This is a genomic window from Myroides sp. 1354 (assembly GCF_030324495.1).
In the GTDB taxonomy this organism is placed as follows: domain Bacteria; phylum Bacteroidota; class Bacteroidia; order Flavobacteriales; family Flavobacteriaceae; genus Flavobacterium.
This window is the reverse complement of the sequence record NZ_JACAGN010000007.1, coordinates 28,084-45,723: the sequence shown is the minus strand read 5'-3', so window position 1 is coordinate 45,723 and position 17,640 is coordinate 28,084. Positions and strand designations below refer to the sequence as shown.

Below are 17,640 nucleotides of genomic sequence, written 5' to 3'. Positions count from 1 at the left end.
ACTATATGAAAGCACTGTGTTTGCGCGAAATTAAATCCTTTTTCGGATCGCCAATCGGCTATTTAGTCATCATTGTTTTTTTGATTATTAACGGAGTCTTCCTTTGGGTTTTGGACGGAGATTACAATATTCCTCAAAGTGGATTTGCCGATTTATCTCCTTTTTTCCTTTTGTCTCCTTGGGTATTTTTATTTTTAATTCCCGCAGTAACCATGCGAAGTTTTTCAGAAGAAATCAAACAAGGAACCATCGAATTGCTCTTAACTAAACCTTTGTCTCCTTGGCAAATTGTTTTAGGAAAGTTTTTTGGAGTACTGGTATTGGTTCTCTTAGCTATTCTTCCTACTTTGGTTTATGTATGGGTGTTGCAAGAGTATCTTTTGGCTGGGCAAACTTTTGATTTAGGAAGTGTAATCGGTTCTTATTTGGGACTTCTTTTCTTAGGTGCGGCTTATGTCGCTATGGGGCTTTTTGCTTCTGCACTAACCAGTAATCAAGTGGTATCTTTTATCTTAGCAGTGCTGTTTTGTGTGTTTGCTTCCTACGGATTAACTTTATTAGATCGTGTACCCACATTAAACGGTATTGGTAAATTGGGAATTAACGCTCATTTTAGCAGTATTTCAAGAGGGGTAATCGATACAAGAGATTTGCTTTATTTTGTCTCTTTTTCTGCTTTATTTTTAAGTTTGACTGTATTCCGAATTAATCAATTGCGCAAATAATGAAAAGAGAAACAAAGAAAAATATTGTTCAGCTTGGGAGTTTTATTGCCGGAATTGTACTATTAAACGGTATTGGAACTTTCGTATATCATCGTTTTGACTTAACACAAGACAAGCGCTATACGCTTTCTCCAATAACCAATGAGATTGTTGATGAGGTAAAGGAACCGATTTTAATTGAAGTGTTGTTAGAAGGTCAATTCTCTCAAGAGTTTGTCAAATTACAAAGTGAAACCCGTCAATTATTAGAAGAATTTAGCGCTGAGAATTCAAATATTCTCTTCCGTTTCGTCAATCCTTTAGAAGAAGGTGGAGGAACAGAAGAACAAGTTGTAAATAACTTATATGAGTTGGGGGCTAAACCTGTTACATTGACCGTTAATGATAAAGGCATTCAATCTCAATCCTTAGTCTTCCCTTGGGCCTTTGTTAGCAAAGGAGAGCAGATGGTTAAAGTGCAATTGTTGAAAAATATGATTGGAGCTAATACAGAAGAAAAAGTATTGACATCTATTCAACATTTAGAGTATGCTTTTACAGAAGCCATTGCCAAGATTAATACACCAAAATCTAAAAAAATTGCCATCTTAAAAGGCAATGGTCAGTTAGAGGATCAGTATATCGCAGATTTTTTAATCTCAGCCAAAGACAATTATCACATTGCACCTTTTACATTGGATTCTGTAGCGAATGCACCAGAAAAAACACTCGCACAGTTAAATGAATTTGATTTGGCAATTGTAGCAAAACCAACGAAGGCATTTGATGAAAAGCAAATCGAGGTTTTGGATCAATTCATCATGAATGGCGGAAAGACGTTGTGGCTGTTAGATCAGGTACAAGCAGACTTCGATAGTTTACGCGCTAAAGGCTCCATGCTTGCTTATCCAAAAGATCAATCACTGGGTGAAATGCTATTCAAATACGGTGTGCGTATTAATCCACTTTTGGTAAAAGATGAGGTGGCGACTCCTATTAAATTGGCTTTAGGCCGACAAGGAAGTGAAACACAATATGGAGAATTTATTTGGAAGTTCGCTCCTTTTGTATATCCTGAATCCAATCATCCGATTGTAAAGAATATTGAAGGGGTTCGCATGGACTTTGTTTCTCCTATGGATACGCTGAAAAATGGCATCCGCAAAACAGTATTGTTGCAATCTTCACAATATTCTTTAACTGTGGGAACTCCTGCAGAAATTACTTTGGATATCCTCAATGAAGAAACAACGCCGGAACACTATGAAGGCAAAGGAAATTACGTGTTAGGGGTGTTGTTAGAAGGACAATTTAAGTCTGTTTTCGAAAATAGAGTCTTGCCTTTTGCTTTACCAAATGCGAAAAAGCAAAGTGAAGATACTAAAATGATTGTCATAAGTGATGGTGATATCATCAAAAATCAATTGGATCAGAACTATCAACCAATGGAATTGGGATACGATAAATGGACCAATAAACTATACGGAAACAAGGAGTTTTTGTTCAATGCAATGAATTATTTATTAGATGATTCAGGATTGATTAACCTTCGTACTAAGGAAGTTAAAATCCCAGTTTTAGATAAAATGAAGGTTTTCGAACAGTATTCGAAAATTCAATTTATTGTACTGGCGGTTCCTATTGCCGTCCTTTTAGTGATAGGGTTTTTGTTTTCTTTCTTTAAAAGAAAGGCTTTTGTTAAAAAGTAGTGCAAATTCTACTTTTATTATTGAAGTTAAACGAATATATTTGTAGGTGTAAAGCCTTTTACATATAAAAATATTTTAATATGAAATTTATAGTATCGAGTTCCTATTTGTTGAAGCAATTACAGGTATTGGGAAGTGTTATTAGTAGTAGTAATACATTGCATATATTAGACAATTTCTTGTTCGAATTGGATAATAATATCTTGAGAGTTTCGGCTTCTGACTTAGAAACAACAATGTCTGCTAGTTTAGAGATAGAATCAACTAGTCAGGGGAGTATCGCTGTTCCTGCTAAGCTATTGTTGGAAACATTGAAAACATTTCCTGAGCAACCATTGACTTTCTCAGTAAAGGAAAACAATACGATTGAAATTAGTTCAGATGTTGGAAAATACGTTTTAGCTTATTCTGCAGGAGATGAATTCCCTAAAGCAGAGAGCTTAGAAGATCCTTCAAAAACAGAAGTATCAGCGGGTGTATTAGCTACAGCAATTAGCAAAACAATTTTTGCCGCAGGTAATGATGATTTAAGACCTGTAATGTCTGGTGTGTTTTTTCAATTCGCACCAACAGGATTAATTTTCGTTGCTACAGATGCACACAAATTAGTTAAATATTCTCGTACAGATATCACTTCACCAAGTGAAGCAAGCTTCATTATGCCGAAGAAACCACTAAATATTTTGAAAAATATCTTAATGGCTTCAGGAGCAGATGTTGTAATTGAATTCAACGATTCTAATGCGAAATTTACCTTTGATAATTACGCCTTAACTTGTCGCTTAATCGATGGGAAATATCCTAATTACGAGGCTGTAATTCCAAAGGAAAATCCGAATAAATTACTTTTGAACCGCGTTCAATTCTTGAATTCAGTTCGTCGTGTGGCTATTTATGCAAATAAAACAACACACCAAATCAGATTGCGTATTGCAGGTACAGAATTGAATATCTCTGCAGAGGATATCGATTACTCAAACAAAGCAGATGAGCGTTTAACTTGTGATTATCAAGGAGACGATATGCAAATCGGATTCAACTCAAGATTCTTATTGGAGATGTTGAACAACCTTCAATCGGATGAGATTCAATTAGAAATGTCATTGCCAAACAGAGCAGGAATCTTAACACCAGTGGATGGGTTAGAAGATGGAGAAGCAGTTACGATGCTTGTAATGCCTGTTATGTTAAATAACTAATACAAAAAGGTCTATGAAAATAGACCTTTTTTGTTTCAATTAAGCTACGCCTATCTTGATATGCGTAGCTTTTTTATGCCTATATTTGTTTGTTATTGATAATACTCAAGCGAATGAATTCTTCAACATGCATTTTAATTACTGGAGGAGCTGGCTTCATAGGAAGTCATGTGGTGCGCAAATTTGTAACGGCTTATCCCGATGCCATGATTGTCAATTTGGATGCGTTAACTTATGCAGGAAATTTAGCTAATATTGAAGATATAGCGACTTATCCCAATTATCAATTTGTACAAGGAGATATTCGAGATGAATATTTTATTAACCAACTTTTTGATACATACCAATTTACACATATCGTTCATTTAGCAGCAGAATCTCATGTCGATCGTTCTATTGCTGATCCTTTGGCTTTCGTTACAACAAATGTCATGGGAACGGTTGTATTATTGAATGCTTTTCGCAAGTTGTGGGAACACAATTGGGAGGGGAAGATATTTTATCATATCAGTACGGATGAAGTGTATGGTACGCTAGGCAGTGAAGGCTTATTTACTGAAACAACCGCTTATTCGCCTAATTCGCCTTATTCCGCTTCTAAAGCAAGTTCCGATCACTTTGTTCGAGCCTATGGAGAAACGTATCAAATGCCTTATTTGATTAGCAATTGCTCCAATAATTATGGACCGAATCAATACCCCGAAAAATTAATTCCTTTGACCATTCAGCATATTTTGAAACAGAAACCGATTCCAGTATATGGAACAGGAGAAAATATTCGCGATTGGTTGTATGTAGAAGATCATGCAGAAGCTATTCGCTTCATCTTAGAACACGGAATACAAGGAGAAACTTATAATGTAGGTGGGTTTAATGAAGTGAAAAATATTGAACTTGTTCATTTGTTGTGTGATATTCTAGATGAACAATTGGAACAAGAACCAGGCAAGAGTAAACAACTGATTCGGTTTGTAGAAGATCGAAAAGGACATGATTTTAGATATGCAATTGATGCAACAAAATTACAAGCTTTAGGTTGGATGCCTGCAGAAGATGTGCAAGAAGGCATGCGAAAAACTGTTGCTTGGTACTTAGCGAATCAAGATTGGATTCAGGCCATTGAGCAAAGAAAAGAAGGGAAATAAATACCTATTTTTGCTGAATAAATCGAATATTATCGCGTATATAATCGTAATATTCTCCTTTGTAAGGAGCAATATGTTTTGCCAATGCATCAATGGAAATCCACTTTTTATATAAAGCAATTTCTTCTAAACAAGCAATCTTAAGCCCCGTTCTCTTTTCTACTGTCTTGACAAATTCAGTGGCTTCTACTAAGGATTCATGTGTACCCGTATCCAACCAAGCAAAACCTCGTCCTAAGGGTTGTACGACTAAATGACCTTGTTGTAAGTAGAGGTTATTCAAACTTGTTATTTCTAGTTCACCACGCGCAGAGGGTTGAAGTGTTTTGGCATATTGCACCGCATTATTGGGGTAGAAGTACAATCCAACTACCGCAAAATTTGATTTAGGATGTTGGGGTTTCTCTTCAATAGATATAGCGTTGTGTTCTTCGTCAAATTCTACAACGCCATAGCGTTGAGGATCTTTTACGGTATAGCCAAATACAACTGCTTTCTCTACTTCTTGAACAGAAGTAATGGCGTTTTGTAATTTGTTTTTTAAATCATTGCCATAGAAAATATTGTCCCCTAAAATTAAACAAACAGGATCATTTCCAATAAAATCCTCTGCTATAATTAGCGCTTGAGCAATACCTTCGGGTTGTGGTTGAACGGCATAAGAAAGTTGAATCCCCAATTGTTCACCAGTGCCTAATAAAGATTCAAATAAAGGCAAATCTCTAGGGGTTGAAATAATTAAAATGTCGCGAATACCAGCTAGCATTAGTGTAGATAAAGGGTAGTAAATCATGGGTTTATCGTAAACTGGTAAAAGTTGTTTCGATATCGATAAGGTAAGCGGATGTAATCGTGTTCCTGAACCACCTGCCAATACAATTCCCTTCATAATGTTGCTTTTTTGTATGTCATGGTAAAATTATCCCAATGAGAGTTGAAAGATAAGTAAAGATTTTTGTTTGGGGGTATTTTGGATCAAAAACTTTGTATCTAATTCACGTTTAGTTTTAGGAGTCAAACAACTTATTTTAATGTCTTGATTTGATAAAGAATGATTTAAACATTGAAGGGATTAGGGGGAATTATGTGGATTTTATAATTAAATTTGTATAAATCTTTGCTGAGAAGAAGTCATAGGAAGACCTTCTATTGTTCAAAAAAGCAGATAGGATAAAAGTAATTTTAAATCGAATTAAAATGCTAGATATCAAAGTTAGGTCGCATGATGCCTTTACTTTAGAAATGAAAGTTGGCTTTATAAAGGGAGAAAATCAGCATAAAAGTGATTTTACAATCAATACTTGGATTTTTATTCCCAATACCTTAGACCTCAATACAACGACTTATTCGAAAGATCAATTTTATTCAGATGTAAAATCGAAAGTTCGCTTCATTACTCCCGTTTATAAACTCACAACTATTGTAGATGAAGGTGCTATACCCTATAATAATTTAAGTGCGGCCACTCACGATTTACTACTAGCGGAAACGGAACTAAACGTATATGAAATTGAGTTTCAGTTGAAGATGTTTATGGCTATCTTTAGGAGTGCTTTACGCAACGCAGTTACTGAATTTAAACAAGCAAAAGAGGATCAGCATGTCGATTTAATTCACACCTATGTCAATTCGAGTATTGCTATTCGCGATAAATACAGAGCATTAAAAGAAGAATTACATCAAAATGAACAGGTAACAGGCAAGGAATACCTAAATTATTTCAGTTTCGCCGACGAATATTTATCTTATACCTTATTGCGTTATAGTTTTTTGCTATTAGATCGATTGATGTTGGTTTCCGATGAGCGTTTTCAATTGTTACAACAACAAGTTAAACAATTGATTTTGTCGGAGCAAGCCTATATGAAGAGCAAGGGGTATTCTTTTATTAAAGCCAATGAAAAGGCAACCAATCAGGAGGTTATTTATCGTTATGCTATGTTGAATAAATATGTAGAATCTGATTTGTTGTTAGAATCAAACAAAAAGAAAGATAGTGATGGGATTTTTGTTCAACAGGTTTACTACAGTATTGCAGCGGGAGTTTCCATGGTGTTTGCGACAATTGTAGCTTTCTCTTTTCAGCAAAAATACGGTAACTTTACGATGCCTTTATTTGTTGCTTTGGTTGTAGGGTATATGCTAAAAGACCGAATAAAAGAGTTGATGCGTTTTTATTTCGCCGGTAAGTTAGGAGGAAAATATTTTGACAATAAGACTTCTATTAGTGTTAAAGGCAAACAAATAGGGTGGATTAAAGAAGCCGTTGATTTTATAACAGATGAAAAGGTGCCTTCTGAGATTCTCAATATTCGAAATCGATCTGTTTTATTAGAAGTGGAGAACCGCATTCACAATGAGAAAATATTGTTGTATCGAAAAAAAGTTTCTTTGGATCGAGGGGAGATGATGAAGAATAGCACTTATTTTTTCAAAGGGGTTCACGATATTTTTCGATTTAATTTGACGCGATTGATGCAACGCATGGACAATCCAAAAGTGGCAGTATTGAGTTTAGATGAACAAAATGAACAAGTTATAGGTTTTTATGCAGATAAGGTGTATTACATTAATTTTATCTCGCAGATTGAATATGAAGATCATACGGAATATAAGCGTTATCGCATTATTTGTCAGCGCGACGGTATTCAGAAAATAGAAGAATTATTCACTTAGTAAATAACGTTAGATTCGTGGGAAAAAAGCGTATTTTTTTGATAAGCATCAGCTTATTTTGTTGGAGTTGGAGCATGGCTCAAGTGGATTCGCTGTATATTGGAAAATACAAACATACCTATGGAATAACAGGAAGTTTAAAACAAGAGTTTTTGTCTTTGAATTACCAGGAGGATAAGAAGGAATTTAATTTTGAACCGAATCGACCTTTAAATATTGGTTTGGCTTTTTCGTGGAAAAATTCGTCATTGAGTTATAGCCATGGTTTTTCAGGCATGCGAGATAAGGAAAAAGGAAAAAGTTCAACGGTTGATTTCCAATATCATTTGGTAGGAAAGAAGTTTTTAGTTGATTTTTACTTTCAACAATATAAAGGATTTTATCGTTTTGACGGAGATACCAAAACTTATCTTAGTTATGATGATTTGAGAATTAATATGTATGGAGGGAAATTCACTTATGTATTCAATTCCGATAAATTCTCAATTGGAGCGGCAAACAATAAAAATAGCATTCAGAAAAAATCGGCTGGAGCTTTACTTATAGGTGGATCTAGTTTTCTGAGTGTGATTAAAAATACGCCTGAATTACTTGAAGGGATACAGGGACATGATAGACGAGGATTTAGTTTTGGGCCTACTATTGGCTATGCTTACAATTGGGTACTTTGGCGAAAGTTTCTTGTTTCTCCTTCCTTTAGTGTAGGGATAAACGGTATTTTTGATGAGAATCTCCAAACGAAAAGCACCGTATTTTATGTCAATGGTCAAATAGCGAGTACACTAAATCTAGCTTATCAAGGAGAAGAGTGGGGAATAGGGATACGATCGGCTTTAAGTGCAATGTACTTAGATAAAGTAGAAGGGTATACAACGGAATTGTCCAACAAGAGTTTCTCTTTATTTGTGACTAAGCGATTTTCAATGAAAAAGGATCCAAAAATCTTACAATATGACTTGATTGATTTGTTGAATCCTTCTACGTATTAATTGTATTCTTTAATGAAATTAATCGCATGGGAATGAAGTTTTTGTTCTCCGCTGTAGCGATAGCAAACCAAATGGCCATTTTTTGCTACACTATAGTCTAAACAACAAGTATTCGGTGTTAGTACAAGTGGAGTTTTGGTTGCATTAACTTTCATCCAATAGTGACCGAAAAATACGGGCTTAGCTTCTTTGGCATAAAAGTTTACTTCTTGTACATCGACAGCTTCATCTGCGTGATGCTTAATAACAGAAGCACTGACATTACTTAATGTGTGTGGTTTTTGTGGTTCTTCCCACCATTTTACTCTAAAGGAATGGCGTATAATTCCATCCTTGTCAATAAAAGATTGGTTATTGGGGAGGTTCATTTCTTTGCCTTTTAGTACAATTTCTACAGCCTGATATAAAGGTGTTCCTTCTGTATTGGCTTCTTCAAGTAGATCTGTTGTCAAGCAGTTTTCTTGAAGGCGCGTTTTTAGATAGGTTACACTAGCTTCATCCCAACAGGCGTGAATAGCGCGAAAGGAATCATTTTCGTAAAAAAGAGGTAGTGATTTAAACCATTCAATGTACATTTTATACAAATTAGGTTTTTGCATAAAAGCAGCCATAGTGATGGCGTGTTGGTTGAAGTTTTTTTTGCTGTGTTCTCGTAAATAGGATCCATCAGCAGTCATGGTATTATAGCAAATAGCATTGTATTCATGATTGCCCATTAAGGCGATTGCTTCTCCATTGTCCACCATGTTTTTGACAATTTCTAGTACTTCAACAACATTAACGCCTCGGTCAATATAGTCGCCGAGAAAGAGTACTTTTCTCTCTGGGTGTTGGTAGTAATTACTTTTTAATTTATAACCTAAGGCGCCTAATAATTTTTTTAAATCATTGCTGTGGCCGTGTATATCACCGATGATATCAAAATTGTTAAAGTTTTTTGGAATTCTATTCATAGTTTAGGGATGCATGAAAAAAATGGTTAGTAATTACTTTAAATAGAGGAATAAAATACTAATTTTTGTTGAGGTAAACAAATAGATAACCGTATAATTTTGTTGTAGTAAGAAATAAAAAAAGCCACTTGTATAACAAGTGGCTTTTAAAAATAGTATGAATGATTATTTTTTCATTTCTTTCATTTCTTTTTCGATCATATCATAGAATTGATCGATTTTTGGCATCAAGATAATTCTAGTTCTTCTGTTTCTTGCTTTGTTATCAGCAGTATCATTGTCAACTAGAGGCACATATTCTCCACGTCCTGAAGCTACTAATTGTTTAGGATCTAAACCTAAATCTTTTTGTAACACTCTAACGATAGATGTTGCTCTTTTAACACTCAAATCCCAGTTATCTTCAAACATTGTGTTTTTGATAGGCACGTTATCTGTGTGTCCTTCAACCATTAATTCAAAATCAGGTTTGCTTTTTGCAATTTTAGCTACTTTTGCTAATACAGCTTTTGCTTTATCATTTACTTGGTAGCTAGCAGATTTGAATAATAACTTATCAGCAATTGAAATATATACAACTCCTTTTTCTACGTTAACTTCAATATCTGGATCATCAAACCCAACTTCTTTTTTTACGCTTTTTACTAATGCTAAAGTCACAGAGTCTTTTTTAGTAAGTGCGTCTTGTAATCTTGTGATTTTTAAATCTTTTTCTTTTAAACTTTCTAAAGATTTTTCTAAGTTGTCAGCTCCTTTAGAAGATAACATCGTTAAGTTACCTACATTGCTAATCAAATCAGATGTGTTTTTCTTTAAATCGTGTACTTGCTCTGATAAAACCTTTTTCTCAGCAAGTGCAGAGTTCAATTGAATGGTACAAGTGTTTAATAAATCTTGTACTTCTTTGTTTTTTGCTTCTAAATCAGCAATTTTTTGTTTTGTACCACATGACGTAAGTGCAAGAGCCAAAACTGATAAACCTAAAACTACTTTTTTCATAAATAAAAAAATGATTGAATTTTGAGTCAAATATACCAAAAGCATCGAGATTCTGGTATATCTGAGTAAAAATTATTTATTATTTGTTTTGAATTTTGACGAAATTCTTTTTTCTACATACAAAGTACGAATAAATTATAGATTTTTCTGTAAAATAATTGTTAATGTTTGAGAATTCTATTTTGTTTTTGAGTTTTGGTATGCGTTTATAAAAGGCAAAATGAGATCGAATTATCGCCCAACAGTGCTTGGGTTTGCCCATTAACATAAAGCGAACACCTGCAATGCCATCCAAACATAGGCGAATAAAGAGGGTACTAAACTTGCGGTGTTGAGGTAAGTTCTTGTATAACATCATGAGCGAATTGCGAAAGTTTAAATAGGTTTTCCTCGGATTGTCGTAGTTTAATGTGGCTCCCCCAACATGGTAAACCGTGGAAAGACCACAATATTGAATGCGATAGCCTCTGTTTTGAGCACGCCAACACAAATCAATCTCCTCTTGATGCGCAAAGAAATCTTCGTCAAATCCGTTTAAGGCTTTAAAAACGTCATTTTTGATAAACAAACACGCGCCACTTGCCCAAAAAATAGTTGTGATGTCATTATATTGCCCTTCGTCCTTTTCAATGGTATCAAAAATACGACCCCTACAGTACGGAAAGCCATATTGATCTAGATAACCTCCTGCTGCTCCCGCATATTCAAAATACGCTTTGTTTTTATAATCGAGTATCTTGGGTTGAACAATAGCCAGGTCAGGAGTAGACTCAAATAAAGCAGCAATGGGAGTTAACCAGTTTTCTGTTACCTCAATGTCTGAATTAATTAAAATGAGGATGGGCTCTGTGATATGTGTTAATCCTTCATTGTACCCTTTTGCATAACCGTAATTCCCCGCATTTTCAATTATTTTTACCGTTGGAAATGCCTTTTGAATAAACGCTTGACTTCCGTCTGTTGAAGCGTTGTCTATCACGTATAAATTGGCTTGTGATGAGTATTGAACCATCGCAGGTAAAAATGTTTCTAAAAGCTTTTTTCCATTCCAGTTTAAGACAACTAGTGCAAATTGTTTTTCCATAGTTCTCGTTTATTCAATTGTAAAGGTAGTGTAGTTTGGCAGGGATTTGAGAAAGAAATAACTCTCTTTTTCATAATCCATCTGACAGAAATAGTGATTTAATCCGTTAGTAACATACAAATAGTCAGCGCGCAATTGAAAATTGTAACGCGCAATTTGATCAAAGGTTTGTTGGGTAATGGCCACCGAAGGCGCTTTGCACTCAATGAGAATGGCAATAGTTCCGTTGGGTTTGAAGACTACTACGTCATAGCGCTTATTCATTCCATTGATCTTGACAATCTTTTCAACACTAATAAGCGAAATGGGATATCCTTTATTCTCCATCAATTCGCGAACGACATGTTGTCTTACCCACTCTTCAGGAGTTAGCAGAATAAATTTTTTACGGATCACATCAAAAATAGCTATCTTATTTTCACTATTTTTGAATCGGAAATTAAAAGATGGAAAGTTTAATCTTTGCATTTTACAAAGATATTTGTTTAAGCGAATAGTACAATTTTAAGTAAATTATATTTTGGAACAACTCAAAGAAATCGTAAAGAATATTAAAAATAAGACCATTGCACCCGTTTATTTTTTGATGGGGGATGAGCCTTATTACATTGATAATGTTGCGGATTATATCGAAAATAACGTATTGACTGAAGAGGAAAAGGGATTTAATCAGATGATACTTTACGGCCGAGATGTTACCATTCAAGATATCGTATCGAATGCTAAACGCTTTCCTTTGATGGCTGATAAACAAGTGATTATTGTAAAAGAAGCCCAAGATTTAGCAAAGACAATTGAGCAGTTGGACGATTATGTTAATCAGCCTCAACCTTCGACGGTTTTGGTTTTTTGTTATAAATACAAAACCATTGACAAACGCAAAAAGTTATATAAGAGCTTGCAAAAACATGCCGTGCTCTTCGAAAGTAACCGTCTAAAAGACTATAAACTGGAAGGATGGCTGCAGCAAACTGTTGGCAAACGCGGGTATAGTATTGATCCAAAATCAGCGGCTATGTTGATTGAGTTTTTAGGGAATGATTTATCTAAAATCGTCAAAGAATTAGACAAATTGACCCTTGTTTTACCCAAAGGGCAACCTATTACGGCAGAGGTTATTGAAAAGAATATAGGCATCAGTAAAGATTACAATAACTTTGAATTAATGAAGGCTATTGTTGATCGAAACCAATTGCAAGCCTATAAAATAGCGAGTCATTTTGCACAAAATCCCAAAAACAATCCTTTTGTAGTTACTATTGGTATTGTGTATGCTTATTTTTCTAAATTGCTTTTGTATCATGGACTTCAAGATAAATCGCCACAAAATGCAATGAAGCATTTAAAAGTAGTTCAATACGCAATAAAAGACTATGAAGTGGGGTTTAGAACGTATCCAATGAAGCGAGTAAGTCAAATTATTGCTCACTTGAAAGAAGTGGACTTAAAAGGAAAAGGAGTAGGAGCAGCTCAATTACCACAAGGTGATTTGTTGAAAGAAATGTTGATGAAAATCTTTAATTAAAACAAAGGAAATGGCAAATAATTTAAATAAGAATAAAATATTAGGGTACGCAACCTTGATTATGATTGTAATGGGGATTGTGTTAATTGCGTTGGGAACATTGAAATACTACGAAATAGCAGGATGGGGATTCGCAGCAGTAGGCGTTGGGTTCTTGGCTATTGCCTGGGTATTTAATGCCTTAAAAGGACGGGTATAAAATCGTTAGATCGATTTGAAAAAAGCGAAATCAAGATAGAAATTCGCTACAAAAATTGGCAAATCTGAGTTACTTAATTTAAGTAAGAAAACAGCTGAAAATAAAAAATCTTGTAATTGATTGTTGCTTTCTGTGAAAACGAATAATCAGTTACAAGATCCTATTTGCTTAAATTCCAAGGTGTTCTTCGTACTCATCGTAATAATCTATTTCTTCCTCTTCTAAATCTACGTACAGTCCAGCTGGCATATTAGCCTCACCTAGTGGATAGTTTAAGTTTTCGCCTACAGATTGGTTTGTTTCAACATCCTGTTCTTGTAGGTCTTTAAAACGGATCGTTCTAAAAAATCTTTCCATACAATTTCTGTGTTTTTATTACTTTAAATATAGGAAAAAATATTTGATTATTTTAGGTGTTTTTGAATGATTAATTGTTATTTTTAAAAACTTTAACACATTAATGTCCTTCGACTGTTTTAAGTGTATTTGGTTTAACTGTTTTTAAGAACATCAAGGGTTGTAAATAGCGTATTGTCCTAGTAATGAATAAGTATGTTTAATATCCGAAATAGACAATTTACGATTTGGGGAATGATTGCCATTCTGTTTTTTAGTGTTTTAATTGTTACGGATTTGGTGTTTTTGCCCTATGAAAAATCTGTAGAAACAATCGAATACGCTGAATTAGTCACCCAAGGAAGTATGAAAGAGGTAGTTGGTTACCGCTATCGAACAAATCAAGGAACATCGTTTACCTTAGATAAAGATTACATTAGAGGAGATGCTATAACGTTGGAACGCACCTTATTGTTCAAGCAAATTATTGATGTTAAAACATCAACAAGAGATTATACTCCCTTACTATCCTCTGGTTTTAATGGTTTTACGCTTTTTTGGCTCGTGTTTTTAGCTATTTCTTGTGGAATTAGCCTTTTTAATTTGTGGGGAAATGAACCGATGACAGTCAATCGCTATCAAAACTTTGTCATGTTTACTGCCTTTATTTTTTTCTGTACTGTATCGGTGTGGTTCGTGTTTAATTAGAATTGCGTTTGACATCTGCAAAAAAAAAGAAGCTAACGAGTAGCTTCTTTTTCAATATAGATTAGGATCAACTTACATTTTCTTTAAGATTAATGCTGTTGACTTTTGAGGAAATAATACATATTCAAATAAGGTAGCTTGAATTTCATTGGCGTTGATAAAGTCTTCAACAGTCAAATAATAGGTATAAGCACCATTTCGATTTTCTAAAATTACGGTATTGGCTGAGTACTTTTCGTATTTACTCATGTATTGTACGGTCTCCATATTGGGAATGCCAGTGGTATTTTCTGCCTGGATTACGCTGCAACTGCCGTTGTCATTGAAGGTAATAGTAAATAATTTTTGTCCATTTGCTTCTGCTTTCCAAGTTCCAACAAGTTTTTGTAGGTCTAAAGTAAGGTCTTCTTTTAGGCGAATTAAACGTCCATTTTGCCCTTGTTCATGAACTCCGGAAACAATTAAATTGACATCTAGTTCATTTTGTGAAATATGTTTTTTAATTGTCATAATGGAGTAGTCTGTCATTTTAAATCCAGACGAGATAACATCCATGTGAATCTTATCGCCAATGATGCGGTACTCTCCTTGCATTAACGTACCAAAATAAACGAAGTTAAAAGTATCGTCTTCATAGAAATTGTAAATGATTTCGTGTGAAGCAGCATTTTCTAATTTCCACTTTCCACGTATGATTTGTTCTATTTTAGGTTGCTCTTTCTCGATTTGAATAGCGAGTTCGTTTGATTTGATGGTGTTTTTTTGTGCGTATACCAGTAAATGTGTCCCATCAGTTTCTTTTACTTGGTAGGTGTTCCCCTCAATCGGTTTCGCATTGACAAAGAAGATTACTTTTGAAGTAAGATCTTTTTGTTCATTGTTGATTGCACTGAAAGTGATAATATCATCGGGTTTCGCAATTTCCTTGTTTGCTTTGACAGTCAGTGTTTCTTCGGCAACTGTCAATTGTATCGTTTTGCTATTTTGATAATTGGGTTTGGTTGCGACTACTTGGTAGATACCTGAAATTGTAGTCTTATAAGTATATCCAACGATTGCTTTATTATCAACTAAAATAGTTGCGTCAGTAACCGTTTTTCCGTTGTTGTCAGAAACAGTGAAAGAGACTTCCTCTCCTACTAAAAGGTGTTGTGAATTGGCTTGTAAGGTTAATGTTAATTCTTCAGTAGAAGAAGCATCGTCACTGCTGCAGCTGAAAACAAAAAGACTGAGTAGGACAAGTACTGTAAAAGGGATAATTTTTTTGGTAAACATAATTGATTATTTATTGATAGCGCAAATGTACTGTAACTTATTCTTATTTAGATTAAATATTAATAAAAAATAAAAAACGATATATTGTGTTGTAAATCAATCTTTTGTTGTGTTTTTTGGAATGTAGTAATGAATATGAACCCTTATAGTGTCTAAATAAAAGGACAGAAAAAGGGAGGGAGGTGTTTGTTGTTCCATATTGGAGTAAGAGGAGAAGATTCTTTTTCGTCCGATTGAAAATTATTTCTTATCTCCGTAATAATGTGTATTTTTGGGGTATTCGATGATTCTCTTGTCGCTCAGGGTGAGCGAGAAGTAATTCATCACATCATTTTCAATCAATTTTTTACTTTATGTCAGACGATAAAAAGGTAATTTTTTCCATGTCGAAGGTGAGTAAAACGTACTCATCAACAAACAAAACAGTTTTAAAAGACATTTATTTGAGCTTCTTTTATGGGGCTAAGATTGGTATTTTGGGTCTTAACGGTTCAGGTAAGTCTTCGTTATTGAAGATTATTGCTGGTGTTGACAAGAATTACCAAGGGGATGTTGTATTTGCGCCAGGGTATACTGTGGGGTATTTAGAGCAAGAACCAGAATTAGATGAAGAGAAAACAGTAATCGAAATTGTAAGAGAAGGTGCTGCAGAGATAGTGGCTATCTTGGATGAGTTCAATGCGATTAACGATATGTTTGGTTTACCAGAAGTATATGAAGATGCAGATAAGATGCAGAAACTGATGGATAAACAAGCAATACTACAAGATAAGATTGATGCAGTTGGCGGATGGGAGTTGGATACAAAATTAGAAATTGCAATGGATGCTTTACGCACACCAGACCCAGATACGCCGATTAAAGTGTTATCAGGAGGAGAGCGTCGTCGTGTGGCTTTATGTCGTCTGTTGTTACAAAACCCAGATGTATTGTTATTGGATGAGCCTACCAACCACTTGGATGCGGAATCTGTACATTGGTTAGAACAGCACTTACAACAGTATGCAGGAACGGTTATCGCTGTAACGCACGACCGTTATTTCTTGGATAATGTTGCAGGCTGGATTTTAGAGTTGGATAGAGGAGAGGGAATTCCATGGAAAGGAAACTATTCTTCTTGGTTAGATCAAAAAGCAAAACGCTTAGAACAAGAAGAAAAAACAGCATCGAAACGCCGTAAGACGTTAGAGCGCGAGTTAGATTGGGTTCGCCAAGGAGCTAAAGGTCGTCAAACCAAACAAAAAGCGAGGTTACAGAATTACGATAAATTGTTGAATGAGGATCAAAAACAATTGGAAGAGAAATTGGAAATCTACATTCCAAATGGACCTCGATTAGGAACGAATGTGATCGAAGCTCAAGGAGTAGCCAAAGCTTTTGGAGATAAGTTGTTGTACGATAACTTAAACTTTACGTTACCTCAAGCGGGGATTGTAGGTATTATTGGACCAAATGGTGCTGGTAAATCGACAATTTTCCGTATGATTATGGGAGAACAAACACCAGATGCAGGTACATTTTCTATCGGGGATACCGTAAAAATCGCTTATGTCGATCAATCACACTCGAATATAGATCCTGAAAAATCAATTTGGGAAAACTTCTGTGATGGTCAAGAATTAATTATGATGGGAGGTCGCCAAGTAAATTCAAGAGCGTATTTAAGTCGTTTTAACTTTGGTGGATCGGATCAAAATAAAAAGGTAGCAACGTTATCAGGAGGAGAGCGCAACCGCTTGCACTTAGCCATGACGTTAAAAGAAGAAGGAAACGTTTTGTTACTGGATGAGCCTACGAACGACTTGGACGTAAATACACTACGTGCGTTAGAAGAAGGGTTGGATAACTTTGCAGGATGTGCAGTAGTGATTTCCCACGACCGTTGGTTCTTAGACCGTATTTGTACGCATATCCTTGCTTTTGAAGGAGATTCTCAAGTGTACTTCTTCGAGGGATCTTTCTCTGAATATGAAGAAAACCGCAAAAAACGCTTAGGGGATGTTGCGCCAACGCGTTTGAAATACAAGAAATTAGTACGATAATAGGAGTTTTAAGACCTATTGGATTGAACAAGATAAAAGGGGATTTAAACGGAAAGGTTTAAGTCCCTTTTTGTTGTGGGTGATTTAAATTAGACAA

Annotated in this window: 17 protein-coding genes; 10 read left to right on the top strand and 7 right to left on the bottom strand. The window is 35.0% G+C overall.

Features of this window, described 5'->3' with window-relative positions:
- The first annotated feature begins 5 nt into the window (after window positions 1-5).
- The 4 genes from gldF (at window position 6) to rfbB (ending at window position 4,757) form a co-directional block, all read left to right on the top strand.
- Window positions 6-725 (top strand): gliding motility-associated ABC transporter permease subunit GldF, encoded by a 720-nt coding sequence (gene gldF, locus HX004_RS09020; RefSeq protein ID WP_286442165.1) that lies wholly within the window; start codon window positions 6-8, stop codon window positions 723-725.
- Window positions 725-2,413 (top strand): gliding motility-associated ABC transporter substrate-binding protein GldG, encoded by a 1,689-nt coding sequence (gene gldG / locus HX004_RS09015; protein ID WP_286442164.1) that lies wholly within the window; start codon window positions 725-727, stop codon window positions 2,411-2,413. The genes gldF and gldG overlap by 1 nt, the downstream gene beginning before the upstream one ends.
- An 80-nt stretch (window positions 2,414-2,493) precedes the next feature.
- Window positions 2,494-3,612, top strand: coding sequence for a DNA polymerase III subunit beta (gene dnaN / locus HX004_RS09010; protein WP_286442163.1), 1,119 nt, complete (start codon window positions 2,494-2,496; stop codon window positions 3,610-3,612).
- A 113-nt stretch (window positions 3,613-3,725) separates the two neighbouring features.
- Window positions 3,726-4,757, top strand: coding sequence for a dTDP-glucose 4,6-dehydratase (gene rfbB, locus HX004_RS09005; RefSeq protein WP_286442162.1), 1,032 nt, complete (start codon window positions 3,726-3,728; stop codon window positions 4,755-4,757).
- A gap of 4 nt (window positions 4,758-4,761) precedes the next feature.
- On the opposite strand, the gene rfbA is transcribed toward rfbB, so the two are convergent.
- The gene (gene rfbA / locus HX004_RS09000) at window positions 4,762-5,646 is read right to left on the bottom strand and encodes a glucose-1-phosphate thymidylyltransferase RfbA (protein ID WP_286442161.1); all 885 of its coding nucleotides are present in this window, start codon (window positions 5,644-5,646) and stop codon (window positions 4,762-4,764) included.
- A 308-nt stretch (window positions 5,647-5,954) separates the two neighbouring features.
- Here rfbA and HX004_RS08995 point away from each other — a divergent pair, with 308 nt between their 5' ends.
- Together HX004_RS08995 and HX004_RS08990 are read left to right on the top strand one after the other, a co-directional pair.
- Window positions 5,955-7,433 carry a hypothetical protein gene (locus tag HX004_RS08995; protein ID WP_286442160.1) on the top strand — a complete coding sequence of 493 codons (1,479 nt, stop codon included), beginning with the start codon at window positions 5,955-5,957 and terminating at the stop codon, window positions 7,431-7,433.
- Between the two features lie 38 nt (window positions 7,434-7,471).
- Complete coding sequence (locus HX004_RS08990; protein ID WP_286442158.1) at window positions 7,472-8,422, top strand: DUF4421 family protein; 951 nt, start codon at window positions 7,472-7,474, stop codon at window positions 8,420-8,422.
- Here HX004_RS08990 and HX004_RS08985 read toward each other — a convergent pair.
- The 4 genes from HX004_RS08985 to HX004_RS08970 form a co-directional block, all read right to left on the bottom strand.
- Window positions 8,419-9,375: a metallophosphoesterase gene (locus tag HX004_RS08985; RefSeq protein WP_286442157.1), complete on the bottom strand. Its 957-nt coding sequence runs from the start codon at window positions 9,373-9,375 to the stop codon at window positions 8,419-8,421. The two genes, HX004_RS08990 and HX004_RS08985, sit on opposite strands and share 4 nt — an antisense overlap.
- A 165-nt stretch (window positions 9,376-9,540) precedes the next feature.
- Complete coding sequence (locus HX004_RS08980; RefSeq protein ID WP_286442156.1) at window positions 9,541-10,374, bottom strand: OmpA/MotB family protein; 834 nt, start codon at window positions 10,372-10,374, stop codon at window positions 9,541-9,543.
- Between the two features lie 79 nt (window positions 10,375-10,453).
- Window positions 10,454-11,458, bottom strand: a complete 1,005-nt coding sequence (locus tag HX004_RS08975) for a glycosyltransferase family 2 protein (protein ID WP_286442155.1) — start codon at window positions 11,456-11,458, stop codon at window positions 10,454-10,456.
- A gap of 9 nt (window positions 11,459-11,467) precedes the next feature.
- Complete coding sequence (locus HX004_RS08970) at window positions 11,468-11,926, bottom strand: type I restriction enzyme HsdR N-terminal domain-containing protein (RefSeq protein WP_286442154.1); 459 nt, start codon at window positions 11,924-11,926, stop codon at window positions 11,468-11,470.
- Window positions 11,927-11,978: 52 nt separating this feature from the next.
- Here HX004_RS08970 and holA point away from each other — a divergent pair, with 52 nt between their 5' ends.
- Together holA and HX004_RS08960 are read left to right on the top strand one after the other, a co-directional pair.
- Window positions 11,979-12,983, top strand: coding sequence for a DNA polymerase III subunit delta (gene holA / locus HX004_RS08965; RefSeq protein ID WP_286442153.1), 1,005 nt, complete (start codon window positions 11,979-11,981; stop codon window positions 12,981-12,983).
- A gap of 10 nt (window positions 12,984-12,993) precedes the next feature.
- Window positions 12,994-13,182, top strand: a complete 189-nt coding sequence (locus HX004_RS08960) for a CAL67264 family membrane protein (protein ID WP_286442152.1) — start codon at window positions 12,994-12,996, stop codon at window positions 13,180-13,182.
- Window positions 13,183-13,350: 168 nt separating this feature from the next.
- On the opposite strand, the gene HX004_RS08955 is transcribed toward HX004_RS08960, so the two are convergent.
- Complete coding sequence (locus tag HX004_RS08955; protein ID WP_286442151.1) at window positions 13,351-13,539, bottom strand: hypothetical protein; 189 nt, start codon at window positions 13,537-13,539, stop codon at window positions 13,351-13,353.
- Window positions 13,540-13,734: 195 nt separating this feature from the next.
- Here HX004_RS08955 and HX004_RS08950 point away from each other — a divergent pair, with 195 nt between their 5' ends.
- Window positions 13,735-14,226 carry a hypothetical protein gene (locus HX004_RS08950; protein ID WP_286442150.1) on the top strand — a complete coding sequence of 164 codons (492 nt, stop codon included), beginning with the start codon at window positions 13,735-13,737 and terminating at the stop codon, window positions 14,224-14,226.
- A gap of 72 nt (window positions 14,227-14,298) precedes the next feature.
- Here the strand turns inward: HX004_RS08950 and HX004_RS08945 are convergent, their stop codons facing one another.
- The gene (locus tag HX004_RS08945) at window positions 14,299-15,501 is read right to left on the bottom strand and encodes an Ig-like domain-containing protein (RefSeq protein ID WP_286442149.1); all 1,203 of its coding nucleotides are present in this window, start codon (window positions 15,499-15,501) and stop codon (window positions 14,299-14,301) included.
- A gap of 353 nt (window positions 15,502-15,854) precedes the next feature.
- Here HX004_RS08945 and ettA point away from each other — a divergent pair, with 353 nt between their 5' ends.
- Window positions 15,855-17,543: an energy-dependent translational throttle protein EttA gene (gene ettA, locus HX004_RS08940; protein WP_286442148.1), complete on the top strand. Its 1,689-nt coding sequence runs from the start codon at window positions 15,855-15,857 to the stop codon at window positions 17,541-17,543.
- The last annotated feature ends 97 nt before the right edge of the window (window positions 17,544-17,640 follow it).